Origin of the sequence: Nodosilinea sp. LEGE 07088, from assembly GCF_015207395.1 — a bacterium.
Classification (GTDB): Bacteria; Cyanobacteriota; Cyanobacteriia; order Phormidesmidales; family Phormidesmidaceae; genus Nodosilinea.
Genome location: NZ_JADEWX010000013.1, coordinates 41937 through 68147, shown reverse-complemented (window position 1 = coordinate 68147; position 26211 = coordinate 41937). Strand labels below are relative to the sequence as shown.

The window sequence follows — 26211 nt, the reverse complement described above, 5'->3', positions numbered from 1 at the left end:
GAATAGGGAATAGGGAATAGGGAGGAGGGAATAGGGGAGTGGGGGAGTAAAAACCATCCATTACCCCATCACCCCATCACGCCTTCTACCCTTCTCCCATGCCAAACACAAACGGCGGCCAGTTCAGGGTCGAACCATTGGGTAGCTCTACCGTAACGGTGAAGGCCTCGTCCTGGCGACCGACGACTTGCCCATATAGATAGGTGGCGGCAGAATCGGGTTCCAGGGTTTGCTCCACCAGCACCGAATTATTGTCGCGGATGAGCAGCCCCATGCCGGGCGGGAGCTGGCTGTTTTCAACCGGGCCTAGCAGCAGCAGCAGCGACCACTCTGGCACATCTGTTTCCAGCAGCGTCCAGGTAAAGGCGTAGAGCCGAAAGGGTAGCCCGACGGCCTGGCAGTTGGTGTAGGCACCTCGAGCGTTGGGCGGCAGGGTGACCGCGGGGGAAAGCTCCGTCAGGACGCTTTTGATATCGGCGGCGAGACTGCGCATCGCCATGGCTGCTTCTAGCTGGGGCAGGGGGGGCAGCAGGGTCCAGGCGAGCTGGTCGGCGATCGCCCCGAGCTGATTCTGGAGCCAGCGCCCGACGTTGATGACGCTTGTTGCTGGGGACGGGCTTTCTGCGCTGGGGTCACCCTCGACGGCAGCCAGCGCGGTGCCGGCAGCGGGACTGGCTAGCTGCTCGGGATTCAAGCAGTTCAGGTAGAGCAGCAGCTCTTCTGGAGCGGCATCAAAAGCGTGAATCGGGACGCTGTAGGTGTCATCAGGGTTGAGCCCTAGCGGGGAGGCCTGCTGGAGGGTGAGGAGGCGATCGCGGCGCAGACTGCTCAAAATCGTCACCTGTCCCATCTCCTCCCGCACTTCCAGGAGTACATACAGGTGAGCGAACTGGTCAGGAACTTCCACCGTCGATTTGGCAATGCGAACCACCTCATCGCTGAGACTTCCCTGGGCGATCAAACACAGGCGAAAGTCGCCGACTCGACAGTTAACCCCCACAGGCGGGGCCTGCTCCGGGTCGTAATACATCGCCAGGTCGAGGGCCCCTGCCGCTAGCCACTGCTCAAACCCCTTGAGCGAGAGCGCCCTCAAGAAATCTGACCACACGTCAGACACCGGCTCTGCTTGAGAAACCTGGATCGCCCAGTCGATCGCCGCTGGCGGCAGCATCACGGTGGCCGTCAGCAGCGGGTCAAATTCAAAATCCTGGAACTCTCTGGATGGACTCATAACCTTAGATGGAGGGGAGGAGGAGAACATAATCATCACGCATGATTGGGGATAAATCGGTGGATGGTCTGACATAGCCGATGGGCAAACAGGCTTTTACCCGTCCGCTGAGGGGCCTGAGCTTCACTGGCCGCTTCGCCAATCAGCTGATCCACGTTTTCAGTCAGCAAATGCTCCAGGGTGCGGTCGATCTGCTGCAATTGTTCGGCAGAAACATAGTCCAGCGCCTGCGATCGCACCCGCTCAACCAGCTGAGGAATCAGCAGATACCGCACGTCAGCCCGCAGCCGCTTCAGCTGCAGCAGGCGATTGACCTGCACCTGGGTGGATAAGCCGATCTGCGGGGCGAGCTTGCCCATGGCGAGTCCGACGCAGTGGAACAACCGCAGGCCCTGCACGTAGGCCTGGTCTTTGGGCGGGGTGCGCATCTGGAGCCGGGTCACCTGGGTTTGGATCACCTGCGTCAAAACAGCGTCTAAACTCTCCCTGAGCACCTGCTGGTAGGTTGCCAAAAAGGCCGCCTGATCCGCGTCATCCTCAGCCGGGGGAGCCCAGCCTTGATCAATGGGAAAGTCTCGATTGTAGAGCGTCACGTTTCCCCCACGGGCGTGGATTCGATACTGCCGCAGCTGGGCCGCCAGCTGCTTCAGCCGCAGCAGCACATCGCTGGCCTCATGCTGCGGGTCGATGCGCTTGAGCTGCTCTGGGGTGGGGGGGCGACAACGGCCTCGTTTCCCAGCGCGGTACTGCTCGATTCGCGCCGTCAGATAGACCTGGTGATAGCGCTGGAGGAGCTGGCTCGCCAAGGCAATTTCGGCGTCGCTGCACAGGTGATACTGGCGCAAAATCCGCTGTAGCTGGTCGGTGCGGGTGTCGTTCAAAATTGCCCAGTCGCTCGCCCGGTAGAGCCCCCGCTCTAGCAAGGCCCGGTCCAGGTCGGGGTGGGTTTTCACCAGCCGAGCGGTCCAGGTGTTGAGCTGGGCTTTAGTCGGGTCGTAGGTGTCTAAAATCTCCAGGCTGAGGGGGCGATATTGGGGCGATCGCTGGCCATCGTCATCCAGCACCAGGGGAAACAAATCGGCGGCGTTAAAGCCATAGTGTTCGCCAAACTGATGGGCAAGCTGTAGACAGACCTGACGAATTTGATGGCTGATATAGCAGCGCAGGCTGAGCTGCGCCAGCTCAGCCTCGGCCCCAGGAGCTCGATAAACCTCCACAAGAGCAGTCAGAAGCTGCTGATCAGCACCTTCAGGCGCGTCAATCACCCCTGAAAAGGTCGCCCTGAGCCAGGTTTGCACTGGCGCCAGGGTCTGAGTGCGACAGCGGCCAGCGCTGTCAAGCCGAACTAAACGCCAGTATCGAAATGCAGTATTCATGGCAGTTCCGGCGAGCGAAATGCGACTGGTGGGCCTTGATCTGAGACTGCCCAATTTAGAGCGATCGCGCTAGGAGAGTCCCTCCCGTCGGGGTCACACCTAACTATTGCTGAAGCCTTCCGACTTATTCAATCCCAATATTGGCATCAATACATGAGGCCTTTCGCAGAACAGTTTTATCCTTGGGGAATGAATCTGACCCAGTTGGATCAAGACAGAGACGGCATTGATGCTCCTTATACTGGCTAGAGGAAAAGCCGGTTGACTGCGATCGCCCATCAAGCGAAATTCTCTATGGAACTGCATGAGTAATGAAACGCTGACACAATGTGACGGCAACCGTAGTGACTGATACTTATTGTCTGTTGGCCAATTGGTAGAACCAAGCTTATTAAAGCTACGTGCTGACTGATACCTAACGTTGCTAATGCATAAAGTGCAGTGATGCATTTTGATCGAGTGAATTAGCTACAGCTAGAAAAACTTAAGAGCAAGGCATCTAGGGTTCCGATTTAGGCATGCAAGGGCAGACAGAGTCTGGTTTTGCGTTTACTAAGTGACTGGTCCAAGAGGTGCAGCCGAGTAGGCGCTATAGCCTGTTCTAGCTCGGTTCACGGAGGGATAAAAGCCCGGGAGATAAGCGTAGTTCCGCAAGAGCTGCCGCTTTGCTCCTGGGCTTTCTAGTATCTGCTGTTCGATAGTCATGAATATAGTTCAGGAGCCGAAACAGTATGGAACATAGCGTGTTTTCCTACGGCATCATTGCCTTTTTGCTCGGTACGCTGGGCATTGGGGTGTGGGCCTCGCAGCAAATTAAGGGCGATAGCGTCAACTTTTTAGTCGCAGGTCGTGGACTGGCGCTGCCGCTAGCCGCGGCGACACTGATGGCCCAGTCGGTCGATTCTAATGCCACCCTGGGCAATACCGATCTCTCTTCGGCGTTTGGGTTTTGGGCCGGGGCGGCGCTGCCCCTGGGTCTGTCGCTCTGTCTGTTTTTGACGGGGCTATTTTTGGCCAAGCCCATGAACCGCATGGGGCTGATTACGATCCCCGACTTTTACCGGGTCAAGTATGGTCGCACGGTAGAGGTGATTGCCGCCTGCATCATGTGCGTCAGTTTCTCATTTTTGCTGGCGGGCAACCTGGTGGCAGGCGGCTACATGTTTGAGAGCTTCTTGGGCACCAGCTACGTGGGTGGCATTACGCTGTTGGCCGTTTTAGTGCTGGCCTACACGGTGTCGGGCGGGCTGTTTGCGGTGGCCTACACCGACTTTATTCAGGTGATGATTGCCCTGGTGGGGGCCTGGGGGCTGCTGATTTTTGTGGTGGCTAACTTTGGCATTACCGTTGACCCCGGCATGGGGCCTGGAGCGCTGGATCAACTCACCGCCGTGAGTTCTGGTGCGGCAATTAACTGGGCCAGCATTATTGCCCTGGGCTTTGGCAACATGGTGGCGATTGACTTTATGGCCCGCATTTTTGCCGCCGAAAGCCCAGAAACCGCTCAACGGGCCTGCTTTATTGCCTCGGCGGGCACGCTGATTGTGGGCATGCCCTTCTCGGTAATTGCGTTGGGGGCCAACGGCATTCTCAGCCAGGCGGGCATTACCCCCGATGGCCCGGTGCTGTTTGCCATGCTGGAAGGGGTTATTCCGCCGCTGCTGGGCCTGCTGGTGCTGGCGGCCATTTTGTCGGCTTCGCTCTCGACCGCCGATGGCGCAATTTTGGGTACGTCGTCGGTGCTGGCCCACAACGTGCTGGGCATTCGCCATGCCACCTCTCACGGGGCGGGCGGTGACAGGCTGCTGCTGATCACCCGCTTGATGGCAATTGTAATTACAGTGCTGGGGGTGGTGCTGGGCCTCAAGGTGCCCCAGACCGGAGTGCTGCTGCTGCTGGCCTTTGACATGAGCTTTGCGGGGTTGGTGGTGCCGCTGATTGGCGGTCTGTTTTGGTCTAAGGCAACGCAGCAGGGGGCGCTGGCCTGCATTGCGGTAGGTTCCCTTTCCCGTCTGCTGATGTTTACGCTGATGCCGACGATGTTTGGGGTTGACAATACGCTGCTGTATTTTCCCAACAGCCTGTTTACGGTAGATTTTGACGGCTTCCCAACGCTGATTAGCCCTATTCTGGGCCTGATTGCATTTGTGTTGGCATCGAAGCTCACCTACAAGCCGCTGAGTGCTGAGCAGCAGAGAGCTGAGGTTATGGCAGGGGTGCGATCGCTCTAAAGCAAGCTCCTCGCCCGACTCTAAAGCCCCTGGCCTTTGCCCGAGGTTTTTTTTTGCTCAATCTCTTGCGGCTATACCGGGAAGATATTGCCCCCTATGTTGCACAGCCTCGTTGAGGCTGATTTACAACAACAGCAGCAAGCCAGATATAGCCGGTAGAAGCATGGTGAAATAAATCCAGCGTTTTGAACTGCTGCGCTACGACTCGCAGATCGACATTCTGCGTTTGGTAGAGGTTCAGGGTTTTGATAATGGGCGCAATGAAATCGGCAAAATCGCCGGGTTCAAAGGTTTCGTTGCGGTTGTCAGGCTGACGGCAGTGTGGGTAACTGCATGTAAACGTAATCGCTATGGTCTCGCCCGAGAGGCTTTAGAGCCGCTCTTGCTGTTGGCCAAAGCCTGCTTCGACCAGGGACAATCCGTCGCTGAGGTGCTGGAGGTGCTGATGCCTGCTTAGACTCCATAACTCTGCCCAAAATGTAGACCTTCGGCGTAACCTTCCAAGTCGTGTCACGTACCGGCATCATAGCGCCAGCCTTGATTCGGAGGGCGTAAGGTAGTACTGGTTTATTATGGATTTTAGAGTTTGGATTTTGGATTTTGGGGGCTGACTCCCAAGCCAAAATCTAAAATCCGCAATCCAAAATCGCCCGCTATGCCTCCCCAACTTCGCCCCTACCAGGTTGACCTAATCAACGACCTCTACCGCAAGCTCAACGAGGGGCATAAGCGAGTGGCGATCGTCGCCGGTACCGGAGCGGGCAAAACCGTCATCAGCGGGCAGATTTGCGCCCATGCCGAGGGGGCGGGCAAGCGGCTGATGTTTTTGGTGCACCTAGACGTGCTGGTGGGCCAGACCTACGAAAAGATGAAATCCTTCGGCCTGCACTGCGGCTTCATCAAGGCGGGATGGGAAGAAAATCGGGATGCGCCGATTCAGATTGCCAGCATTCAAACCATGTCAAAGCGGCGCTGGTGGCAGCAGTGGGTGCCCGACGTGGTGTTTTACGATGAGGGCCACATCACCCTGTTTAGCCAGGTGGGCAAGAAGGTGCTCAAGACCTTCCCCAATGCGGTGCACTTGGTGATGACGGCTACCCCTGAGCGCCTGGGCAAAGAACAGCTGGGCGATGTTATGGATACCCTAGTGGCTTCCCCGGTACCTAGCGACCTGCAACAGCGGGGCTTTTTGGCCCCGATGAAGTACTACAGCATGCCCCCCGACGGGGTGGCCAACCTCAAGGAAGTGAAGACCGTGCGGGGCGACTACGACGAAGCCGGGCTGAAGAATGCCTGCGATCGCCCCGAACTAATCGACAAAATTGTCCAGGAATGGCGGCGGCTCTGCCCTGGCAAACGCACCATCGCCTTCTGTGTGGATATCGAGCACGCCCGCCACGTAGCCGATGCCTTTCGTGCCGCTGGCATTACTGCCGACACGGTGGAAGGGGGCACCCCGATCAAAGATCGCAAGCGCATGTACAGCGACCTGCGGCACGAGAAAATTCTCGTGCTCACCTCCTGCAACGTGATCAGCATCGGCTTTGACGAGCCCAGCGTCGAGGTGGGGCTAATGCTCAGGCCAACGCAATCCAGCGCATTGCACCTGCAACAAATTGGCCGAGTCATGCGGATCTCGCCCCAGACCGGCAAGCAGTACGGCATTATTCTCGATCAGGCGGGCAACCTGGAACGTCTGGGCTTTCCCGAAGACATTAAGGACTACCATCTGCCGGTACAACAACAGAGTACTGGTGGCGGCAGTCCGCCGCCAAAGAAACCTTGCCCCCAATGTGGTTACATGGTGCTGTCTTTTGTTGTTCAATGTCCAGAGTGCAATCATCAGTGGATTACTGAGCGAGTTCTTAACCTAGGGGATTTGGTCGAAGTTTATTCGATCCAGCAAGCCCATCAGATTGACGATGTTTCTATCCTGAAAAAGTTATTCCATGGACAGAGACAAAATGCCTATACCCGTTGGCTTAAAAGTGGTAAGCGGATCTGCGATGGGAATTCTCCTGATGCCGCTATAGGTCTATTTAAACGTCATTGTGGCCGCTTTCCCAAGCAGGAATGGTGCCTGGGTTCAGTTCTGGGTGTACGTCCGAGTCAAGAACAGACCCTAGAGTTTTTAGAATACCTGCAAAAATGCGCTAAACGTGCTGGAAAACGCCCAGATTGGACTGTACAGGAGTTCGAGAAAGAGTGCGGCCCCGGCAGCTTTCAGCGGCTGGTAACGCTGCGCCAAGCTTTATAGAAAAGGCTTCACGGGGCTAGTACTCCACGGCGCAAGTTTAGATACTATTTCTTAGAGCTAGGGAGCAGGGGAGCTAGGGAGCCAAGCGATCCGGAACGGTGGATATATTTCAGCCTTCGAGTACTAGGGATTTTCAACCGGTGGGGTTTTGAGAAACGGCCAGGTGAAGTAAAAGGTAGTGCCTTCACCGACGGTGGAGGTCAGCCACACACGCCCATTTTCGGCTTCTACCAACTTCTTGACCACCGCTAGACCCACGCCGGTGCTCTCAAAGTCGTCGCGGGCCTTGAGAGTCTGAAAGATAGTAAAAATTTTGTCGTGGTACTGGGGGGCAATGCCGGGGCCATCGTCGGCGATCGCAAACTCGAGCCACTTACCCTGATCTTGCCAAGTGATCCGCACGGTGCCCTGGTTGCGATGGTGATGCTTAATCGCGTTGCCGATCAGGTTAGCAAACACCTGGCCCAGGGCCGTTTGGTAACTATAGAGAGCGGGTAACCCAGGCGGAATCTGCACCTGAAACTGGCCGGGCGGCGCCAGAGAATCGACCACATCACTCAGCAACCCGTTGAGGTCGATGGCCACCATGCGGCGCTGACAACGACCCACCCGCGAATATTCCAGCAGCCCGTTGATCAGACCTTCCATCCGCTGTACCCGGCTGTGCAGTAGATCCAGCTGGTGTCGATTTTCCTCTGGAATTTGCCCTTCCAGGTCTTCTCCAAGCCAATCGGCCAGGTTAGAGATAGCTCGCAGGGGAGCCTTGAGATCGTGGGAAGCTACGTAGGCAAACTGGTCGAGTTCGGCGTTGCGGCGTTCGAGTAGGGCGGTGGTGTGGGCTAGCACCAGGTTGGTGCTAGCTAGTTCGTCGGCCCGGTGCCGCAACTCTTCTTGGGCTGCCCTGCGATCGCCGATATCTTCAACAATGGCAATCATGGCGATGGGGCCGTCGATATCGTCGCTTTCGACCGAGACCGTTACCAAGGTCCAGATGAGGGAGCCATCTTTGCGCCGATAGCGCTTTTCAAACTGGCAGTAGGTCAGTGCTCCGGTCATAAGCTGCTGATAATAGCGCTCATCTTGGGAGCTATCAGCCTCGTAGGTAATGGCCTGAAAATGCTGATCGATCAGGTCTTCAGGCTGGTAGCCCAAGATCTCGCACAGCTTCTGATTGACCTGTATCCACTGCCCTTGCAGATTGAGGCGGGCCATACCCACCGCTGCCTGCTCAAACACCGCCCGAAATCGACTTTCGCTCGCTCGCAGCGCCAGCTCAGCCTGTGTAGACTTGGTCACGTCTTGCATGACCCCGACCATCCGCTGACTTTGCCCGTCTTTGACCGCTACCACCCGACCGCAGCCATTGATCCAGTGCCAGCTGCCGTCGGGCCAGCGGAGACGGTATTGCCCCTTAAACTCGCCTTGGGTGGCGCTCGCCTGCTCAACCAGGGCATTGATGCCAGGCAAATCGTCAGGATGCACTCGCTCGGCCCAGACTTCAGCAGTCTGGGGCAACGTCCCAGGGGTGAGGCCCATAATGCGCTCGGTTTGGGGCGACCAAACCTGAACTTGAGTATCGAGGTACCAATCCCACGATCCCATTTGGGCTGCACTCAGAGCGAGGTTTAGCCGCTCCGCCGTTTCCTGCAGCGAGTTTTTGGCGGTTTGCAGTCTGGCTCGATCCTGCTGCTCCTGCTCCAATAGAGTTTCAATTTGCTGGTTGGCCGCTTCTAGCTCGGCGGTGCGGCGCTGCACCCGGTCTTCCAGGGTCTGGTTGAGCTCGCGTACCTCCATTTCGGCAGCCCGTAGGCTAGCCTCGGCCTGCTTGCGCTCCCCGACCTCCACCTGCAAGGCTCGATTGAGATCTAAAAGCTGAGTGGCATTGGGCATGGCCAGGGCTAGGGGCAGGCGCGGTAACAGTTCTAGCGCTGTGGCCAGCGACAGCAGCGCCGTCACTGCCTTCGTCGCCCCTGACACCCAGTAGGTAGGAAACCACAGCGTCCACACTGCCAGTAAGTGAGTCGCACCGCAGGCCACAATAAAGGCCGAAAACAGCCAAAATAGCGGTTTAAACGGCACATCGGGCCGCTTTTGAATGAAATAAACCAGCGAACCAGCAATCAACCCGTAAGACAGGGCAATCAAGCTGTCTGACAGCAGATGCAACCACACCAGCCCTGGCTGCCATAGGTAGCAGTGCCCATGGGGAATGTATGGCCCCGACAGAAGAGCCTGTGCATACTCAACCATGGTCTACTCCTCTGCCAACGATCATTAAACGTGGGTTCATGCTTCTGGCATAACACGCCTCTGTGCCTGGCAGAGTCTATCCTGAGGTAGAGACCCGACTCACCATAGACCTGCCCAAAGATACGTGTCAGGCTACTAGCGCTATTCCAAGATTGGGCAGGTTAGAACATCCAGCCCCCGAAAATCTTCCTATGCCTCGTTACGAGCACTATCTATGACAGACACTCCAGACATTCGCATTGTACTGATTGAAGATCATGACCTGACTCGTCTAGGCCTAAAAGCAGCCCTACAGCGCAGCCCAGGCATGACGATAGTGGGCGAAGCTGCCAGTGGTAGCCGAGGTCTCAGCCTGCTTGAAACCGAGCATCCTGATATTGCTATTGTCGATATTGGTTTGCCCGACATTGACGGCATTGAGTTAGTCGAGCGCCTGCGCCAAACCCAAACTGATCTGGAGAAAAGCCCTACTCGGGTTCTGATGTTGACCATGCATGACAGCGAAGCTGCCGTTATGGCGGCCTTTGCCGCCGGGGCCGATTCCTACTGCATGAAGCAAACCGAGCTTGACGAGCTAATTGTAGCTGTGCGCGAAACCTACGAAGGCAACTCATGGATTGACCCCGCCGTCGCCAGCGTGGTGTTGCGTCAGGTACGCACAACCTCTGCCGGTGCGGTTGCCATGGGTAATCGCACCGTTACAATTGAGGCTATAGAGCCTGAGTTTGAGCAGATTTTAGAGTCCTATCCACTGACCGACCGAGAGCTAGAGATTTTAGAACTGATCGTGGGCGGGTGTAGCAATGCCGAAATTGCCGAGCGCTCCTACATTACGGTGGGTACCGTTAAAACCCACGTGCGTAGCATTCTCAACAAGCTGGGCGTTGACGATCGCACCAAAGCTGCCGTCCGCGCCCTGCGATCGGGTCTAGTGACCTAAGCCTAAGCTTGAAGCCTAGAATTTAATCCTAGAACGCCGGTACAGAAACCCGGTTTCTCGGCCAGAATGCCAGTCATGCCGTTAGGGCAGTGACAAAGAAACCGGGTTTTTAGCCATCCTGTACCGATGCTCTAGGCTCTGTCGTCATTGAGTAATGGTTTAATAGTTTTACCATCGACCGTGGGCCTTGATAGCGGCCTGTTGTCAATGGTGGCGTCTCGACAGGTTCTTATGGCAGCCGACACCTCATCATCGCCCCCAACTTTGGGGCAGCTCCAGCGGAATTTGAGCCAGCAATTTCAGCGGTTGTATCGCGAACAGCTCGGTCATGCCCCTGGCAAAATTACCTGTCAAATTCTCGAAGAAAAGCTGCTGCTGATCGTTGAAAAATCGGTCACTAAGCCTGAACAGCTTTTAATTGAAGAGGGTCAGGCAGAGTTGGCAGAACAGGTGAGGGATGACCTGGCTACCGCTCTGCGCCCACAGATTATCGACCTGGTCGAAACCACCTTAGCTCGTCAGGTGGAAGACATTTTGACCGACTCTACTCTGGCGACCGGCCGCACTAGCATTGTGGTAATTCTCTCGGCCCCACCAGACGTGCGCGCCGCCAAAAACCAGGACTAAGCCGCTGGGCTAGGCAGACCGATAAACTGTTGTACCAACTGCTCTAGGGACTGGATGAGGAATGGCTTGCTAATGTAGTCGTCAAACCCAGCGGCGAGAATTTTGTCGCGATGGCTCTGGCCAGCCAACGCCGTAACGGCCACCACCGGAATTTTTCGGGTACTGCCATCGGCTCGGAGCTGTCGAATGAGGTCATAGCCATCCATACATGGCAAGTAGATATCGGCCAAGATTAACTGAGGGCGATCGCGCCTGGCCGCCACCAGGGCTGCCAGACCATCGACGACAAAGCAGGCATCGCAAGCGAACTGCTCGAGGATGTAACCCATTAGCATGAGACTGTCGTCATCGTCATCCACCACAAGCACCCTAGGCACAGAGGGATAATCGACAGAGCGAGGAAGAACTAAATTTTGCACAACCACAGGAAGCACTCTCCTTGTTGGGGCCAAACACCATGGGGTTAGCGTTAGCTATACCCTCAGATAGGCATTCCACCGGTGGTCGAAGAGCACGGGAAAGGATTGGCTACATCTAAGTACTCAGGTCTGCCGCAGCCCTAACCCCTGTATTGAGCAGAGAGTGGCCGGTGCAGAGCTAGACAAAATCTATCTTTAGATTTGCTTAATGCAAGTTGATACTAGCACGGCCTAACGGCAGATCGCATGGCTGCGCAGAGAAAATTTTCAATCGCGATCGCATTCCTCCAATCCTCACTGCTGGGCTGATCCCCCGCGATCGCGGGGGCTGAACCTGATCGCCGCTTGATTGAGGCAGGTTTGTTAGACTAAGGAGGTTCCAGTGGTATTCCCATCACCCATCAAGGATTCTCTGCATGACGGTTGCCCCCTTGCCGCTCCCGCTGATTAAGACTAACGATTTACTTCAGCAAGATTATTCAGCCCCGCGCGATCGTTTCGACGCTGCCTGGGAGGCCACCCTCTCGACCCTGCTGGGTCTGGGCCGCGCCGCTGGAGCTGACTTTGTTGAGTTTTTCCTAGAGCGCAGCAACTACATTAGTTGCCAAGCCGAAGACGATGCCATCACCAGCCTGTCGCCCCGGCTGGTGACTGGAGCCGGGGTGCGAGTATTTTTGGGTAAAGCCGACTGCTATGTCAGCACCAACGATCTCACCTTTAACGGCCTCAAAGCGTCTCTAGATAAAGCCCTGGCGATTATGGGGCTGACCCTGCCTGGCCCCCATACCCACCTGGCTGAAATCAACTTAGAACTGCTGCGCGACTATGCCACAGCAAAGGGCAAAGACGGTTGGCTAGCCCAGTGCAGTTCAATGCAGGAGATGGGCGATGTGCTGCTGGCCGCCAACGATGCACTAGCTCAAGCCGCCAACCATACCCAATCGCGGCGTGCCGTTTACTTCCGCGATTGGCAAGAGGTCTTGGTAGCCGCCAGCGACGGCACCTTTGCCCGCGACATTCGCCTCACCCAGTCGGTGGGCTACAACCTGCTCTGCGCCGACGGCGAGCATCGTTCCTCCATTGGCCAGCGGGCTGGCGACACCAGCGACCCCGCCTTTCTGCGCGGGTGGGACTACCAATCTGCTGCCGCCAACGTGGCTGAGTCGGCGGGCAAAATGCTCTACGCCGACTACGTCGAGTCGGGCACCTACCCGGTGATCATGGCCAACAAGTTTGGCGGCGTGATTTTCCACGAGGCCTGTGGTCACCTGCTCGAAACCACCCAGATTGAGCGGGGCACCACCCCCTTTATTGACAAAAAGGGCGAAAAGATCGCCCACGAAAACCTCACCGCCTGGGATGAGGGCCTGTCGCCCGACGCCTTTGGCACCATTGACATGGATGACGAGGGCATGCCCGCCCAGCGCACCCTGCTAATCGAGAACGGCATTTTGAAGAACTTTTTGAGCGATCGCGCGGGCTCCATGCGCACCGGCCACCCCCGCACCGGCAGCGGTCGCCGTCAGGGCTTCACCTACGCCGCCGCCAGCCGCATGCGCAACACCTACATCGCCCCCGGCGACTACTCGCTGGACGAGCTGTTTGCCTCGGTCGAAAAGGGCATCTACTGCAAGCAGATGGGCGGCGGCAGCGTCGGCGCCACCGGCCAGTTCAACTTCGCTGTTTCTGAAGCTTATCTGATCGAAAATGGCCAGGTGACCAAACCCCTCAAGGGTGCCACCCTAATCGGCGAAGCCACCGAAATCATGGACAAAATTTCCATGTGCTCCAATGATTTAGACCTGGCCGCTGGCTTCTGCGGCTCGATCAGCGGCAGCATCTACGTCACCGTCGGACAGCCCCACCTGAAGGTGGACTCCATCACCGTCGGCGGCCGGTAAAGAATAAAGGGGTGGATGAGTTAGGGAGGTAGATGCGCCGATGTCAAACCTTGAACAAATTGAGGCTGCGATCGCTTCACTGCCATCCAGCGAATTTGACAAATTAAGGGCTTGGTTTTTTGATCTGGACTACGAGCGCTGGGATCAGCAGCTAGAGCAGGACATTTCAGACGGCAAGCTAGACGCCTTTGCTCAGGAGGCGATCGCTGAATTTGAAGCGGGCTACTGCCGAGAACTTTAATGCACTATGCCACGCGACGATTCTGGCAATGCTACAACGTCCTCCCTGAGCATATGCAACGCACGGCTGATGAATGCTACAAGTTGCTCAAAACCGATCCATCTCATCCATCCTTGCACGTTAAGAAACTAGGCAAAAATTATTGGTCTGTTCGAGCAGGCCTGAGCTATCGAGCTTTAGGCGTAGCAGTTGAAAACGGCATCTCCTGGTTTTAGATCGGGACTCATGCTGAATATGACCAGTTGATCAGCCGCCTGTAGAAACCCCACCTTTAATCTCCTTTACCCTTTCGTCCATCCACCCCCTACCCATCCACCCCTATGCCTACCATTCAAGACATCGCCGCCTACGCGGAATCTAGCGCTAAGAAACTCGGTATTTCTAAATACGACGTCTACGGCTCTTCCGTGGACGAAACCAGCGTGCAGGTCGACAAAGGCGACCCCAAGCAGGTCAAGGCGTCAAACCGCTCCAGCGTGATTGTGCGGGTGTGGAACCCCGACGGCAAGGTGGGGGTGACTTCCACCAGCGATGTGGACCCGCTGGGCATGGATCTGGCCCTGCAAACGGCCCAGGAGGCCAGCGCCTTTGGGGTCAGCGAGCATATTCCCGACTTTAGCCCTGAATCGGTGGCCCCCACCGCCGACGTGCAGGTGGAAACGGTACCCCCTGCCCCCGTGGGCGACCTGATTTCGACCCTGGTGGATGTGGAGAAGCAGTTGCTGGGGGCGCATCCGGCGATCGCCAGTGTGCCCTACAACGGTCTGGCCCAGCGAGATATCGATCGCTTTTACCTCAATAGCGCCGGGGCGTTACGCCATGAGGCCCGCTCCTACGCCTCGCTCTATCTCTACAGCAAGACCGAGCAGGAGGGCCGCAAACCCCGCTCTGCCGGAGCCATGCGGGTTGATCGCGGGCTGCCGCTACTGGATATTGAGGGCTGTCTGAAAGAAGCCACCGAAAAAACCATCAGCCACCTCGACTACGACAAGGTGGCCTCGGGCAAATACCGGGTGGTGTTTTCGGGGGAGGCATTCTTAAGCCTGCTAGGGGCATTCTCGAATATGTACAACGCCCAGAGCATTCTGGACAATCGCAGTCTGTCAACGGCAGATTCTCTGGGTACGGTGGTGGCCTCGCCGCTACTGTCGGTGTATGACGACGCCCTGCACCCTGAAAATGTCAGCGCCGAAACCTTTGACGGCGAGGGCACGCCTACCCGCCGGGTGCCGATCATCGAGCAGGGGGTGCTGAGCCAGTTTTTGCACAGTGCCGGGACGGCCAAGCGCATGGGCGCTAGCCCCACGGGCCACGCCAGCATTGGGGCCAAGGTGTCGGTTAGCCCCAGCTATTACCAGGTGCTGCCGGGGGTGGCCGCCAGCGACGAGTTCACCCTAGCCAACGCCGAGAACGTAATTTTCATTGACGATGTGCAGGCGCTCCACGCTGGGGTGAATGCGCTCCAGGGGTCGTTTTCGCTGCCCTTCGATGGCTGGTTGGTGAATGGGGGCAAGCTTACCAGCATCGAATCAGCCACCGTCGCGGGCGACTTCCGCGACTTGCTGAAGGCGATCGTCCATGTAGAGCCTGAAGTTGAGATCACCCCTGGCGGTCTGTGCCCGCGCATTTGGGTCGATGCCCTGTCGATTACCGGAGAAGGCTAGGGGCTGACTTGACGCGATCGCCTCTGCGATCGCCTGCCTCGCCTGCAGGTAATCACGCCAATGTACTTGCCGCTGCGCCCGATGGAGATGGGGGCTGACCCAGCCACTCGGTCGCTTTGCCTAGCCGATATCTAAACGCCTCCGGTTTGGTTCCGCAGAAATCGAATATTTCAATGCAGGAGCGGCTGTTGATATTTACCGTCGTGCCCGCGATCGTGGTCGTCAATTGCCAGCCGGTCTTGAGTATGTAGACAGTTGGATAGATTTAGACTATTTCCGGTGCTTCCAGCTAATGCGAACGGATGACCTAGCCTTGTTCGAGGTTTGGATCGAAGCTTGGAGCGATCTCGGTCATTTTGAAATCATTCCAGTGAGGACTTCGGCAGAGGCTGCTCAGCATATTGCAGATAAACTCTAGAAGTATTCTCTGTCTGCGGCAGAAAAAAGTTTCGGTATAATGTTAAGCAGATATTTTTCCCTCATAGCATTTTATAAACTACCAAGACATTATTACGATCGAGCCTGGAAAGCGCAGTGGCAAGCCATGTATTCGGGGAATGCGAATCACTGTGTACGATATCTTTGAATATCTAGCAGGTGGAATGACCGAAGCAGAAATTCTAGAAGATTTTTCGGAACTCACCTCAGAAGATATCAAAGCTTGTCTTGCTTTTGCGGCAGATCGTGAGAGGAAGTTGTTTGTAGCATCGCTGTGAAATTGCTTTTGCTCGTAGGGTGCATTCGCAAAGCGATGCATCACTGCGGGGTTGTTTCTAAAGCAGAGTAGTGTGGCCAAGCCTCTCAGGAAACCCCTCGTCAAATACCTGCTCCCAGCTATAGGGACCTTCCTCCAGAAACTGGTTTAAGGATAAACCCGTTTCAAGAGCAGCATCTCTGCGACCAATAACGTCTCAAAGGCTTTGAGATTCAGCCCGGTCAAGGCTCGAAGCAAGCGGTCATTGCTCGACGGTGTGAGAGGTTTCTTGAAGGTACGGTTATTGCCTAAATTCACAACAGGTTTATTAGTCAGGCCCCTGCCTTAAACGAACACTGCGGGGGCACTTTTAGATGATTCCTACTCCCTCGCAACTTAACCGCCCCTGCGATCGCCTATCTCTGTTCAAGCAAGCTAACCATTGCAGTAGCGATGTATCTTCCTATCAATATTGCTGGGGAACAAAAAACTGCTCGTTGAGAGGGGGGCGCACATAGCCCTGGGGGGCACGCTTGCGAGGGGCGAGTTCTAGGGGCTCTGGCGTCATGTCAACATAGGGAATTTTGCTCAAAAAGTGGCTGATGCAGTTGAGGCGCGCCCGTTTTTTATCGTCGGCTTCGACGGTGAACCAGGGGGCTTCAGGAATATTGGTATGGGCAAACATGGTGTCTTTAGCTTGGGAATATTCTGCCCAGCGATCGCGCGACTCCAAATCCATTGGGCTTAGTTTCCAGCGCCGGGCCGGATCGGTTGTGCGAGATTGAAAGCGCCGCTCCTGTTCGTCGTCGCTGACCGAAAACCAGTACTTCAGCAAAATAATGCCGGATCTGACCAACATGCGTTCAAACTCTGGGCAGGTTTGCATGAACTCCTGGTACTGCTCATCGGTGCAGAACCCCATCACATGCTCGACCCCGGCCCGGTTATACCAGCTGCGGTCAAAGCAGACAATTTCCCCCGCTGCGGGCAGGTGCGCGACATAGCGCTGAAAGTACCATTCAGTTTTTTCGCGATCGCTGGGTGTGCCCAGGGCCACTACCCGGCACCCCCGAGGGTTGAGAGGCTCGGTAATGCGTTTAATCGTGCCCCCTTTGCCGGCCGCATCACGTCCCTCAAACAGAATGACGATGCGGGTGCCCGTATGTTTAACCCAATACTGCATCTTGACCAGCTCTACCTGTAAGCGAGCCAGCTCGTGCTCATAAAACTTTTTGGGTAGTTTTGAGCTGCCCTCCGCCTCAGAGAGATGGATAAAGACTTCTCGCTCTGAGCCTTTGTGCTTTTTCTTTTTCTGTTGCTTGGTTTTTAGCTCATTCTTTTTGGCAGCTTTCTTGTCTTTTTTAGCGGATTTCTTGTCTTTTTTAGTCGAAGGTGCTTTAGGGAGAGGTTGTTCTGAGGTGTCAACGGCAGCACCGTTATCCGTCATGCCATGGTTTATCATCGCCTGGTTTTGAGGTAGCAACTACTTATTAGCTAAGCATAGAAACTGAGCCACAGTTTAGATGTAACCGATACCACCATCCCCTAATGCAATAACAAAAGTTCAAGGTAAAGGGACAAAATTTGAATAAGAGCAGAGGGCTAGCGCTGAAGAGAATTTGACCAGCCCAGGGGTGAGGAGATGAGCTAGAAATTACCACACCCCTAGAACGCCGGTACAGAAACCCGGTTTCTCGGCCAGAATGCCAGTCATGCCGTTAGGGCAGTGACAAAGAAACCGGGTTTTTAGCCATCCTGTACCGATGCTCTAGCATCACCCTCCTGATGAACGAGATGAGCCGAATTCAAGCTGCGCTGCGACCCCATCTGCCCTGGCACGGTGCCCGTTTGACGTTTTTGGCGCTCTTCCTAGTACTGAAAGGCAGAAGTAAGAAGGCAGAAGGCAGAACGGGAACCCCAGGTCTCATAAGGGTTTCCGCGTGAGTAAACAGCTGGGTTATTTCCGCCTCAGAGTACTAGTACCCAAAGGCTGAAATATGTCCACCGTTCCGGATCGCTTGGCTCCCTAGCCCTAGGGTGAGCTCTACCCGGGGGTTCAACCCTTTCAGGCAAAAGCCGCCTGCGGCGGTACTACCCGGCGAGCGGTAGGCACCAGTTGTAGATGGCCGGGGGCAGCTAGGGTCAGCCCCCGGCGCACGGGTTTAAGGAGACGGCGATCGCGCTCCGGCAGAGCCAAATCCCATTGACGCAGCACCGTGGCCAGCACCAGCTTCATTTCCATCAGGGCAAAGGCCATGCCAATGCAGCTGCGATGGCCGCCGCCAAAGGGCAAAAACTCAGCGGCTGAATACTGCCGTTCTAGAAATCGTTCGGGCCTAAAATTGTCTGGCTCGGGGTATAGATCTTCGCGGTGGTGCACCAGGTAGATATTGAGAAACAGCACCGCCCCGGTCGGAAACTCATAGCCCGCCACCGTCATCGGCTCGCTGACGATGCGAATGCCCGTGGTGGGGGCGACCGGGTAAATGCGCAGGGTCTCCTGACAGAGAGCGGTCAGGTAGGGCTGGCTAGCCATGGCGAGGGGGTCGGGGTCGGGGCCGAGGCGATCGAGTTCCTGGTGAGCGCGATCGCCCACTTCGGGCAGCCAGTGCACCCAATACAGCGCCCAGGTCAGGGCCGAGGCAGTGGTTTCGTGGCCCGCCACCAGCAGGGTCATCAACTCGTCGTGGAGCTCGCCATCGCTGAGGGGCTGGCCCTGGTCGTCGCGGGCGCTGATCATCAACGAGAGAATATCGGTACTGTCAGGGTGAGGATGACGGCGGCGATCGTCGATCTCGGCGTAGATCAAGGCATCAATTTCGGCCTTGATGCGCACAAACCGCCCCCAGGGGCTCATGGGCCCCAGATCACGCTGCAGGCCCGGAAAGAAAATAAAAAATGCGCTCAGGGGCGTGCCCAGCCCCTCTAGTAGCTGGCTGAGTAACTGGCGGAGGCGATCGTAGCGATCGCCATCGGCCAAGCCAAACACCGCCTTGAGAATCACCCGCAGGGTAATATCCTGCATCGCGGCCCGCAGGTTAAAGGCCTGACCTGGGTGCCAATCGGCCATCGCCTGCTGCGTCAGGGTGCAGATGACATCGCCGTAGGCCCGCATGCGATCGCCGTGAAACGGCGGCATCAACAGCCGCCGATGGCGGCGGTGGCGCTCCCCGTCCAGCAGCAGCAGCGATTGGTTGCCCAGTAAGAAGGTCAATCCGCTGCCCACATTTTGGGCCGGCACGTGAAACTGAGCCGCATCGGCCTGAAAAATTCCCTGAATCACGACCGGGTCAGCCACATAGATCGAGGGTGGGGAAGAGGCCCCCACCTGAAACACCGATCCGTAGCGGCGATAGTTGTCTTCAAAGTAGTCCAGCGGGCGCAGTATGAGCTTGGGTGCCCGCCGCCAAAAAGGCGCTTTAGAACCAGGAAGAGCAGCCATGGAAAGGGGTATCCCGTGAGCTATAGAGACGAGCTCGGGGCAGAGGATCGCGGCTGTTTGAGGTAAGCAAACACCGACTTATCGCCAATGTCCGGCACGATGGGCTGCACAACTTTGCGCAGCGCAAATACCAAAAATAGACCGGCCCAGGCGGCCAGTAATCCCCGTTCAGCCTCCAGCGGTAACCAACCTAGCAGGTGCCCCATGAGCAGCAGCGGTACTAGCGGCGTCAGCAGCTTAGTTTCCAGCCGGTCAAAACAGAAGGCCTCTTTAAAGAAAATGCCGGTCAGGGCCACAAAGGTAAACCCTAGCCCCCAAATTACCTGGGGTTGCTCCACCACCGTCTGGGCCAGCGGGCCATCAATGCGGTGAGATAGCACCAGAGAGGCTAACCCGCCCACTAGCCAGACCCCCTGCAACAGCCGATGCAGCGGCACCAGGTAAATGTGAATGGTCGCTAAACTCAGCCCTAGCCCCAGCCAAAACACCGTGTAGAGGAGGCTGATAGCCTGTACCAGAGCAGGGGTTTGGTTGAAAAAGAGCGCGATCGCGCTACCCACTCCAAAGGCCAGAGCCGCAACCATTAGACCGGCTCGGTAGAGTACTACCCCCCGGCGATCGCCTGCGGTAATGGTGTAGTCGCCAAACTGCCCCGAGTAGACGACGGTTGCTTCAGGGGTTGCTTCGGGGGCGGCACTGTCCATAGCGTTTAACCTCAGGATGAGAAACCTATTCCTATCCTATCGGGTCAGCGGCTATCGAGTCAGGGCCGGCTGAATCGGCAGCATGATCGTAAAGCAGGTTTGATTGGAGTCGCTGGTCACCTCGATGTCGCCGCCCAGGTGAAGTATCAGCTTTTTCACCAGCGCTAGCCCCAGGCCGGTGCCCCCCTGTTTCCAGGGATCGGCACTGGGTACTCGATAAAACTTATCAAAAATACGGGTCATTTCCGCCGCCGGAATCATGACGCCAGTATTGGTTAATACCAGACATACATAGTCCTGGGGCTGGGTGGCATGGGGGTGCACCGTGAGGTGAATATGCTCGCCGGGGGGCGTGTATTTGCAGGCATTGTTGAGCAACTCGGCTAGCACCCGCTCCAGGCTGGCCAGGTCACTGTAGATCACAGGCAGGGCTGAGGCCGTGGCCAGAGTCAGGGTTTGATTGCGGCTTCTAGCCCGGGTCACAAAGCTGTCGATCCACCCCGTCAGCCAGGTGTCGAGCAAAATGGGCTCGGGCTGTAGCGGATGATTGCCCACATCGAGCCGTTGCAGGTCGAGCAGGTCATTGATTAAGCTAATCTCGCGCTCGCACTCCTCCTGCAAAATGTTGTAATAGCGGCCAATGCGGGATTGTTCTTCCTTGGGTTTGTGCAGATCGGCGGTGAGGTCAAATTCCTGGTTGAGAGTGGCCCCCAACAGCTGCAGGGCGACTCGCATGCTGGTAACCGGGGTACGCAACTCGTGGGAAACCGTGCTGAGAAAATCGTCTTTGAGCGTGTTGAGGCGCTCGAGTTCGGCCACCTGCGACTGAGCTGCCTGATACAGACGGGCCTGACGAATTGCGATCGCACATTGGTTGGCCACCTGTTGCACCAGACGAATTTCAATGTCGTTAAAGCCGTAGTCACGGCCATTGATCAGCCACAAATCCCCCAGCACTCCCCGATCATCCACAATCGGGCAGGCCAGCATCGCCACATAGCCCCGCACCGGGTTGGGCTCTACCGAGCAAAACTGAAAGTACTGCCCGTCTAGTAGCTGGTGGTATACCTCTGGAAACGCCTCCATCAGCGCCACCCGCCCCTGGTAAGACGGGCTAGAGCTGTTGTACTCGTAATAGATGGTCGAGGTGCCCTGCTCTAAGTCATACAGCGAGGTGTTAGACCCTTTAACGTCCAGGGCTTCCGTCAGCTCTTTTACCGCCGTCAGCATAATCTGGTTGACGTCTAAGCTGTCGCGCACCCGGTCGGTAATGCGCTTGAGGGTGGCCTCAAATTCTAGGGCTGTTTGCAACTGCTCAGTACGCTGGGTGACCTGCCGCTCTAAGTCGGTATTCAGCTGTTGTACCTGGTGATATAGGCGGGCCTGCTTAATCGCCCCGCCCACCTGAGTGGCGACCTCGCGCAGGGTTTCAATTTCCCAACTGGCCCAAGGGCGGGGGCTACTGCAGTTGAGGGCGCACACCAGACCGTAGAGAGCTTCTTCTCCCTGTACAATCGGGACACTCAGACAAGCCTGAATCTGGGCCTGGGCAAACCGCTCTCGGTAGGCAGGGGGCAGGTCTGCCGTGGCAATATCATCGATCACCTCCATCTCGCCCTGGCGATAGCGCATCAAATCGGCGGTCATGAAGCTTAAATCGGCTTGGTCTGTGGTTTGCTCCGTTGGCAGGGTGTCGCTAGCTGACTCAGCAACGACACCGTTGTAATCAGGGTCAAAGCTATAGAACAGCACCCGATCGATGCGCAAAAAGCGACGCACCTCGTTGACCGTTGTTTGCAGCAAATCCTCAGAGTTGATCGATTGCAGGAGGTGCTGGGCGATCGCTCCCAAGAGCCGCTCCCGCTCCGACTGTCGCTGTAGAGTTTGCTCGACCTCCTGGAGCGGGGTCATGTCCTGTAGGGTCGCCATCAGTAGCGCCTCACCGCCAGTGGTCAAAAAGGGGTGGATGGTCACGGCCAGATGGTGAGACTCCCCAGCGGGATCGCTCATCGTCACAGTCTGGGTTTGGCCCTGGCCGCTGGCCAGGGCCTGCTGCCCTGCGGTAGCGATGTCTTGGGCTACTGTTGGCCCCAAGATTTCAACCAGCGGCTGCCCCACTAGAGCCGCTAAACTATCCCCTAGCAGCACCGTAGAGGCCCGATTCAAAAAACGCCAGCGGTGTTGTTGGTCGATCAGCCACACAGGGGTAGCGATCGCATCCAGCTCCTTAGCCGGGGGCGAAACACTCTCGGCAGATAGTGGGGCAACGGGTAGGTTAGACATAACCGGGGAATAACCGGGGCTGATTGAGTTTAGTGTAGAAAACGGGGCACCATGCCAATCACACTATGCCCAAAGCCACCATAGAATGCCCAGCTTCACGCCCCATAATGACCAACCCAGAAAAACGTTGGCCTGGGCTATCAATAAACGCCTTCTATAGTCTATAATCATAGACCGTGCACATTTGCAGGCCCTATGAACGCAGAGGAAATCATCCGCTCGATTGAAGCGGAGCAGTTAAAGACTGACCTGCCCACTATCTACGTCGGTGACACGATTCGTGTTGGCGTGCGGATTCAGGAGGGGGGTAAAGAGCGGATTCAGCCCTACGAGGGCACTATTATCGCCATGCGTAACGGCGGTATTAATCGTTCCATCACGGTACGAAAAATCTTCCAGGGGATTGGTGTAGAGCGGGTCTTCCTGCTGCATGCGCCCAAGGTTGCCAGTATTACCGTGTTGCGTCGGGGTAAGGCACGCCGTGCCAAACTCTACTATCTGCGCGATCGCGTCGGCAAGGCAACTCGCCTCAAGCAGCGTTTCGATCGCCCAATCAACTAGAATTGATTGGGTTGAGTCTCAGTGCACGGCACCTGGCTCCATGCGTCCTTAGTTCAGTTGGTAGAACGCGGGTCTCCAAAACCCGATGTCGGGGGTTCGAGTCCTCCAGGGCGCGCTGAGTTGTGGTAGCGACAATGTTCAAGTACTTAAGCTTCTGTCATCCGGAGCAGCCTGAGACTTTGAGTATTGTCGCTCCCTACTTCTTTTAGAGCAAAATAGGGTCAAGCAGGCCAAGGTGTTAATTTGCTGAGCCCAAGCCTTATTGATTGGTGAGATTGGCTTTGCCAACGCCTTTTTCCCAATCAGTCAGTTCGGATAAGCGCCAACAGGAGCCAAGCCAGTGGTTAAAAAAGACGCCGCAATCGAATCAAAAGGTAAAGCCGCCAGTGCCCAAGCCACATCTGAGGATGGCTTTAGCGTCGGTGCTTTTCTTCAAGGCACTAAAGAAGAGCTGGGCAAGGTAGTTTGGCCAAGTCGACAGCAGCTAATTAGCGAGTCTGCCGCTGTCATTCTGATGGTTAGTCTCTCTGCGACAGTGATTTACCTTGTCGACCGACTATTTGGGTGGGTTTCAGGGCAGGTATTCTAATGACGCTAACTTCAGAAGATTTCAATTACGATGACGATGCGTTGGATGCTGAACTTGAGAGTGACTCTCAAGCGGCTCCTGAGGCTAACGAGGGCGACGGTGCTGATGCAGAAGCCGCTAAGTTTTACCAGCGCAAGGCCCGCTGGTATGCCGTCCAGGTGGCATCTGGCTGTGAAAAGCGCGTCAAAATGAACCTTGAGCAGCGAATTAGCACTTTAGATGTGATCAATCGCATCTTCCAGGTCGAGATTCCCCAGACCCCCGCTGTCAAGCTCCGCAAAGATGGCTCTCGACAAAACATTGAAGAGAAGGTTTTTCCTGGCTACGTCTTGGTGCGTATGTTCATGGATGATGAGAGCTGGTCAGTGGTCAAAAATACGCCCCATGTCATTAATTTTGTGGGAGCCGAGCAGCGCCGCGCCTACGGACGTGGTCGTGGCCACGTCAAGCCAATGCCCCTGGGCATGAGCGAAGTCAAGCGCATCTTTAAGCGGGCCGAAGAGCAAAAGCCCGTGGTCAAAGTTGATATGGCTCCTGGCGACAAGATCACTGTGCTGTCAGGTCCGTTCAAAGACTTTGAGGGCGAAGTCGTTGAGGTTAGCCCCGAGCGTAGTAAGCTCAAGGCTTTGCTGTCTATCTTTGGGCGCGATACCCCAGTAGAGCTGGAATTTAATCAAGTGGAAAAAGAGAGTTAGTTAATGGCCAAGAAAGTCGTAGCGTTAATTAAGCTGGCTATTCCTGCCGGCAAGGCGAACCCAGCTCCCCCGATTGGCCCGGCCTTGGGTCAGCATGGGGTCAACATCATGGCGTTTTGCAAAGAGTACAACGCCCGCACCCAAGATAAAGTGGGTCTGGTGGTGCCCGTAGAGATTTCGGTTTTTGAAGACCGCAGCTTTACGTTTATTCTCAAAACGCCGCCCGCCTCTGTTTTGATCAAAAAGGCGGCTGGTATCGAGCGGGGCTCTGGCGAACCTCGTACCAAAAAAGTGGGCTCTATCACCCGGGCTCAGCTCAAAGAAATTGCTGAGACTAAAATGCCTGACCTCAACGCCAATGATATCGATGCAGCGATGAATATTGTTGAGGGCACCGCTCGCAACATGGGGGTTACGGTTGCCGACTAGGCCACCGTCCCTGAGAGTTTTCCTGTAGACCATATTTCGATTGTTCACACTACGGGGGAGAGGCCTGGCTTCGTTTGACCCCAAGGAGATTTATCATGGCTAAATTATCCAAGCGCCTGCGCGATGCCCAGGCCAAGGTAGAAGACCGACTCTATGAGCCTTTAGAAGCTTTGGAGTTACTGAAGGAAATTTCTACCGCCAAGTTTTCGGAATCGGCTGAAGCCCACATTCGGTTGGGTATCGATCCCAAGTACACCGACCAACAGCTGCGTACCACTGTAATTTTGCCCAAAGGCACGGGGCAGACCATTCGCGTTGCCGTTATTGCTAAGGGTGAAAAGGTAGCCGAGGCTACCGCTGCTGGGGCTGACTTGGCGGGTTCTGAAGAACTCATCGACGAAATTCAGAAAGGCATGATGGACTTTGACGTGCTCATCGCCACCCCTGACGTGATGCCTCAGGTCGCTAAGCTAGGTCGTCAATTAGGTCCCCGTGGTCTCATGCCCTCCCCTAAGGGTGGTACGGTTACCTTTGACTTACCTCAGGCTATTAACGAGTTTAAAGCAGGTAAGACAGAGTTTCGGGCCGACAAAACTGGCATTGTTCATGTTATGTTTGGCAAGGCTGACTTTAGTGCCGAAGATCTGCTGGTGAATCTCAAAGCCCTGCAAGAGTGCATTGATCGCAACCGGCCTTCGGGCGCTAAGGGGCGCTATTGGCGTACAGTGGCGATCGCGCCCACGATGGGGCCATCTATTCGGCTGGATGTCAACGCCCTGCGCGACTTTAAGCTGACCGAAGCAGCCTAGACCTATCCAGGTCGTGTGAGTTTTACCCAAACTAACCAGGAGACCCACAGACGAGCTATTCCCTACAACCGCATAGACGACCGTAGACAGCAGGCGTCGCTAAAGGCGACATAAGACCTGCCGAGGTTGACATGACGACTGAAATGCTTGGGCTGATAGCTAGGCGTTTTGGGTTGTTAGTCTACCCCGGCATGGTTGCCGGGGTTTGTTTTTAGCTGCCGCTGCTAGCTACTCTGTGGCCTATCCCTGGATCGGGTGACTAAGTTTCCCAATCCCCAAGCTAAAAGGAGGTGAGATCGATATGGGGAGAACCCTAGCGAATAAGAAAGAACTGGTGGCCGAGATGCAGGCCTTGCTAGACGAAGCTCAGCTAGCCTTTGTCATCGACTACAAAGGGCTAACTGTTGCTGAAATTAGCGACCTGCGCAATCGACTGCGACCAAAAGGTGCTGTTTGCAAAATTGCCAAAAATACGCTGGTACGTATTGCCGTTGACGGCAACGATAACTGGCAGCCTATGACTGAGTTTCTCAAAGATTCCTCAGCCTTTGTGCTGGTCAAGGAAGACTTTGGCGGAGCCATCAAAGAGTATCAGGCATTTCAAAAAGACACCAAAAAAACTGTCCTCCGGGGCGGCGTCATGGAAGGCCAGGCGCTTACCGAAGAACAAATTAAGGCGATTACTGAGCTGCCCACCAAAGAAGAGCTCATGGCTCGTTTGGCTGGAGCAATCAAGGCGATGCCAACTCGCCTGGCTGTGGGTGTCAATGCTGTGCCAACCAAACTGGCCGTGGGTATCAAAGAGGTACCTGCATCCCTTAGCCGCGCCATCAAAGCCGTATCCGAAAAAGACGCGGCCTAGACTCGT

25 protein-coding genes, 1 tRNA gene, 1 riboswitch and 1 other annotated feature are annotated in these 26211 nt (G+C 55.9%); of the genes, 18 read left to right on the top strand and 8 right to left on the bottom strand.

Going from position 1 to position 26211, the window contains the following annotated elements; translation table 11 throughout:
* Positions 1–85: 85 nt before the first annotated feature.
* Together IQ254_RS05635 and IQ254_RS05630 are read right to left on the bottom strand one after the other, a co-directional pair.
* Positions 86–1231: a DUF1822 family protein gene (locus IQ254_RS05635; protein ID WP_193965186.1), complete on the bottom strand. Its 1146-nt coding sequence runs from the start codon at positions 1229–1231 to the stop codon at positions 86–88.
* Positions 1232–1266: 35 nt separating this feature from the next.
* Complete coding sequence (locus IQ254_RS05630; protein WP_193965185.1) at positions 1267–2607, bottom strand: hypothetical protein; 1341 nt, start codon at positions 2605–2607, stop codon at positions 1267–1269.
* Between the two features lie 488 nt (positions 2608–3095).
* Positions 3096–3245, top strand: a riboswitch (guanidine-I (ykkC/yxkD leader).
* Positions 3246–3338: 93 nt separating this feature from the next.
* Between IQ254_RS05630 and IQ254_RS05625 the strand changes: the two genes are divergently transcribed.
* From IQ254_RS05625 to IQ254_RS05615, 3 genes are all read left to right on the top strand, one after another.
* The gene (locus IQ254_RS05625; protein WP_193965184.1) at positions 3339–4838 is read left to right on the top strand and encodes a sodium:solute symporter family protein; all 1500 of its coding nucleotides are present in this window, start codon (positions 3339–3341) and stop codon (positions 4836–4838) included.
* A gap of 226 nt (positions 4839–5064) precedes the next feature.
* Positions 5065–5295 (top strand): hypothetical protein, encoded by a 231-nt coding sequence (locus IQ254_RS05620; protein ID WP_193965183.1) that lies wholly within the window; start codon positions 5065–5067, stop codon positions 5293–5295.
* Positions 5296–5493: 198 nt separating this feature from the next.
* The gene (locus tag IQ254_RS05615) at positions 5494–7095 is read left to right on the top strand and encodes a DEAD/DEAH box helicase (protein WP_193965182.1); all 1602 of its coding nucleotides are present in this window, start codon (positions 5494–5496) and stop codon (positions 7093–7095) included.
* 123 nt (positions 7096–7218) lie between these two features.
* Here IQ254_RS05615 and IQ254_RS05610 read toward each other — a convergent pair whose 3' ends face one another.
* Entirely contained in the window at positions 7219–9345 is a 2127-nt protein-coding gene (locus tag IQ254_RS05610) for a PAS domain S-box protein (protein ID WP_193965181.1), read from the bottom strand.
* A 214-nt stretch (positions 9346–9559) separates the two neighbouring features.
* Between IQ254_RS05610 and IQ254_RS05605 the strand changes: the two genes are divergently transcribed.
* Together IQ254_RS05605 and IQ254_RS05600 are read left to right on the top strand one after the other, a co-directional pair.
* A complete protein-coding gene (locus IQ254_RS05605) occupies positions 9560–10285 on the top strand; it encodes a response regulator transcription factor (RefSeq protein WP_193965180.1) in 726 nt (241 codons plus the stop codon).
* A gap of 231 nt (positions 10286–10516) precedes the next feature.
* Positions 10517–10912 (top strand): DUF2294 domain-containing protein, encoded by a 396-nt coding sequence (locus tag IQ254_RS05600; protein ID WP_193965179.1) that lies wholly within the window; start codon positions 10517–10519, stop codon positions 10910–10912.
* Here the strand turns inward: IQ254_RS05600 and IQ254_RS05595 are convergent.
* Positions 10909–11337 (bottom strand): response regulator, encoded by a 429-nt coding sequence (locus IQ254_RS05595; protein ID WP_313887377.1) that lies wholly within the window; start codon positions 11335–11337, stop codon positions 10909–10911. The two genes, IQ254_RS05600 and IQ254_RS05595, sit on opposite strands and share 4 nt — an antisense overlap.
* Positions 11338–11747: 410 nt before the next feature.
* Here IQ254_RS05595 and IQ254_RS05590 point away from each other — a divergent pair, with 410 nt between their 5' ends.
* From IQ254_RS05590 to IQ254_RS05570, 6 genes are all read left to right on the top strand, one after another.
* Complete coding sequence (locus IQ254_RS05590; RefSeq protein ID WP_193965178.1) at positions 11748–13232, top strand: TldD/PmbA family protein; 1485 nt, start codon at positions 11748–11750, stop codon at positions 13230–13232.
* Between the two features lie 40 nt (positions 13233–13272).
* On the top strand, positions 13273–13473 hold the full coding sequence (locus IQ254_RS05585; protein WP_193965177.1) for a hypothetical protein: 201 nt from the start codon (positions 13273–13275) through the stop codon (positions 13471–13473).
* Positions 13473–13688, top strand: coding sequence for a hypothetical protein (locus IQ254_RS33470; protein ID WP_278000302.1), 216 nt, complete (start codon positions 13473–13475; stop codon positions 13686–13688). The genes IQ254_RS05585 and IQ254_RS33470 overlap by 1 nt, the downstream gene beginning before the upstream one ends.
* 105 nt (positions 13689–13793) lie before the next feature.
* Complete coding sequence (locus IQ254_RS05580; RefSeq protein WP_193965176.1) at positions 13794–15137, top strand: TldD/PmbA family protein; 1344 nt, start codon at positions 13794–13796, stop codon at positions 15135–15137.
* 127 nt (positions 15138–15264) lie between these two features.
* On the top strand, positions 15265–15555 hold the full coding sequence (locus IQ254_RS33465) for a DUF3303 domain-containing protein (RefSeq protein ID WP_369011291.1): 291 nt from the start codon (positions 15265–15267) through the stop codon (positions 15553–15555).
* Between the two features lie 73 nt (positions 15556–15628).
* Positions 15629–15853: a DUF433 domain-containing protein gene (locus IQ254_RS05570; RefSeq protein ID WP_193965193.1), complete on the top strand. Its 225-nt coding sequence runs from the start codon at positions 15629–15631 to the stop codon at positions 15851–15853.
* Between the two features lie 444 nt (positions 15854–16297).
* Here IQ254_RS05570 and ppk2 read toward each other — a convergent pair whose 3' ends face one another.
* The 4 genes from ppk2 to IQ254_RS05550 all read right to left on the bottom strand — a co-directional run bounded on the left by ppk2 (position 16298) and on the right by IQ254_RS05550 (position 22260).
* Complete coding sequence (gene ppk2 / locus IQ254_RS05565; protein ID WP_193965175.1) at positions 16298–17278, bottom strand: polyphosphate kinase 2; 981 nt, start codon at positions 17276–17278, stop codon at positions 16298–16300.
* Between the two features lie 618 nt (positions 17279–17896).
* Positions 17897–19273: a cytochrome P450 gene (locus IQ254_RS05560; RefSeq protein ID WP_193965174.1), complete on the bottom strand. Its 1377-nt coding sequence runs from the start codon at positions 19271–19273 to the stop codon at positions 17897–17899.
* A 20-nt stretch (positions 19274–19293) separates the two neighbouring features.
* Positions 19294–19977, bottom strand: a complete 684-nt coding sequence (locus IQ254_RS05555) for a DUF2301 domain-containing membrane protein (protein ID WP_193965173.1) — start codon at positions 19975–19977, stop codon at positions 19294–19296.
* Positions 19978–20028: 51 nt separating this feature from the next.
* Positions 20029–22260 carry a GAF domain-containing protein gene (locus tag IQ254_RS05550; RefSeq protein ID WP_193965172.1) on the bottom strand — a complete coding sequence of 744 codons (2232 nt, stop codon included), beginning with the start codon at positions 22258–22260 and terminating at the stop codon, positions 20029–20031.
* 195 nt (positions 22261–22455) lie between these two features.
* On the opposite strand from IQ254_RS05550, the gene rplS reads away from it, so the two are divergent.
* From rplS to rplJ, 7 genes are all read left to right on the top strand, one after another.
* Complete coding sequence (gene rplS, locus IQ254_RS05545; protein WP_193965171.1) at positions 22456–22821, top strand: 50S ribosomal protein L19; 366 nt, start codon at positions 22456–22458, stop codon at positions 22819–22821.
* 42 nt (positions 22822–22863) lie between these two features.
* Positions 22864–22936, top strand: a tRNA-Trp gene (locus IQ254_RS05540).
* Between the two features lie 225 nt (positions 22937–23161).
* Complete coding sequence (secE, locus tag IQ254_RS05535; RefSeq protein ID WP_193965170.1) at positions 23162–23410, top strand: preprotein translocase subunit SecE; 249 nt, start codon at positions 23162–23164, stop codon at positions 23408–23410.
* On the top strand, positions 23410–24105 hold the full coding sequence (nusG, locus tag IQ254_RS05530) for a transcription termination/antitermination protein NusG (RefSeq protein ID WP_193965169.1): 696 nt from the start codon (positions 23410–23412) through the stop codon (positions 24103–24105). The genes secE and nusG overlap by 1 nt, the downstream gene beginning before the upstream one ends.
* A gap of 3 nt (positions 24106–24108) precedes the next feature.
* A complete protein-coding gene (gene rplK / locus IQ254_RS05525) occupies positions 24109–24534 on the top strand; it encodes a 50S ribosomal protein L11 (RefSeq protein WP_193965168.1) in 426 nt (141 codons plus the stop codon).
* A gap of 92 nt (positions 24535–24626) precedes the next feature.
* The gene (rplA, locus tag IQ254_RS05520; protein ID WP_193965192.1) at positions 24627–25343 is read left to right on the top strand and encodes a 50S ribosomal protein L1; all 717 of its coding nucleotides are present in this window, start codon (positions 24627–24629) and stop codon (positions 25341–25343) included.
* Between the two features lie 62 nt (positions 25344–25405).
* Positions 25406–25562 (top strand) — a sequence feature (ribosomal protein L10 leader region).
* Between the two features lie 82 nt (positions 25563–25644).
* Positions 25645–26205, top strand: coding sequence for a 50S ribosomal protein L10 (gene rplJ, locus IQ254_RS05515; RefSeq protein ID WP_193965167.1), 561 nt, complete (start codon positions 25645–25647; stop codon positions 26203–26205).
* The last annotated feature ends 6 nt before the right edge of the window (positions 26206–26211 follow it).

Bases quoted from the DNA above. Each gene is read 5' to 3' on its own strand.
- IQ254_RS05625 (WP_193965184.1), top strand. From the start codon at position 3,339: ATGGAACATAGCGTGTTTTCCTACGGCATCATTGCCTTTTTGCTCGGT.
- rplJ (WP_193965167.1), top strand. From the start codon at position 25,645: ATGGGGAGAACCCTAGCGAATAAGAAAGAACTGGTGGCCGAGATGCAG.
- IQ254_RS05615 (WP_193965182.1), top strand. From the start codon at position 5,494: ATGCCTCCCCAACTTCGCCCCTACCAGGTTGACCTAATCAACGACCTC.
- IQ254_RS05610 (WP_193965181.1), bottom strand. From the start codon at position 9,345: ATGGTTGAGTATGCACAGGCTCTTCTGTCGGGGCCATACATTCCCCAT.
- IQ254_RS05605 (WP_193965180.1), top strand. From the start codon at position 9,560: ATGACAGACACTCCAGACATTCGCATTGTACTGATTGAAGATCATGAC.
- IQ254_RS05590 (WP_193965178.1), top strand. From the start codon at position 11,748: ATGACGGTTGCCCCCTTGCCGCTCCCGCTGATTAAGACTAACGATTTA.
- IQ254_RS05550 (WP_193965172.1), bottom strand. From the start codon at position 22,260: ATGTCTAACCTACCCGTTGCCCCACTATCTGCCGAGAGTGTTTCGCCC.
- IQ254_RS33470 (WP_278000302.1), top strand. From the start codon at position 13,473: ATGCACTATGCCACGCGACGATTCTGGCAATGCTACAACGTCCTCCCT.
- nusG (WP_193965169.1), top strand. From the start codon at position 23,410: ATGACGCTAACTTCAGAAGATTTCAATTACGATGACGATGCGTTGGAT.
- IQ254_RS05600 (WP_193965179.1), top strand. From the start codon at position 10,517: ATGGCAGCCGACACCTCATCATCGCCCCCAACTTTGGGGCAGCTCCAG.
- rplS (WP_193965171.1), top strand. From the start codon at position 22,456: ATGAACGCAGAGGAAATCATCCGCTCGATTGAAGCGGAGCAGTTAAAG.
- IQ254_RS05560 (WP_193965174.1), bottom strand. From the start codon at position 19,273: ATGGCTGCTCTTCCTGGTTCTAAAGCGCCTTTTTGGCGGCGGGCACCC.
- IQ254_RS05585 (WP_193965177.1), top strand. From the start codon at position 13,273: ATGTCAAACCTTGAACAAATTGAGGCTGCGATCGCTTCACTGCCATCC.
- ppk2 (WP_193965175.1), bottom strand. From the start codon at position 17,278: ATGACGGATAACGGTGCTGCCGTTGACACCTCAGAACAACCTCTCCCT.
- IQ254_RS05635 (WP_193965186.1), bottom strand. From the start codon at position 1,231: ATGAGTCCATCCAGAGAGTTCCAGGATTTTGAATTTGACCCGCTGCTG.
- rplK (WP_193965168.1), top strand. From the start codon at position 24,109: ATGGCCAAGAAAGTCGTAGCGTTAATTAAGCTGGCTATTCCTGCCGGC.
- IQ254_RS05555 (WP_193965173.1), bottom strand. From the start codon at position 19,977: ATGGACAGTGCCGCCCCCGAAGCAACCCCTGAAGCAACCGTCGTCTAC.
- IQ254_RS05630 (WP_193965185.1), bottom strand. From the start codon at position 2,607: ATGAATACTGCATTTCGATACTGGCGTTTAGTTCGGCTTGACAGCGCT.
- IQ254_RS05580 (WP_193965176.1), top strand. From the start codon at position 13,794: ATGCCTACCATTCAAGACATCGCCGCCTACGCGGAATCTAGCGCTAAG.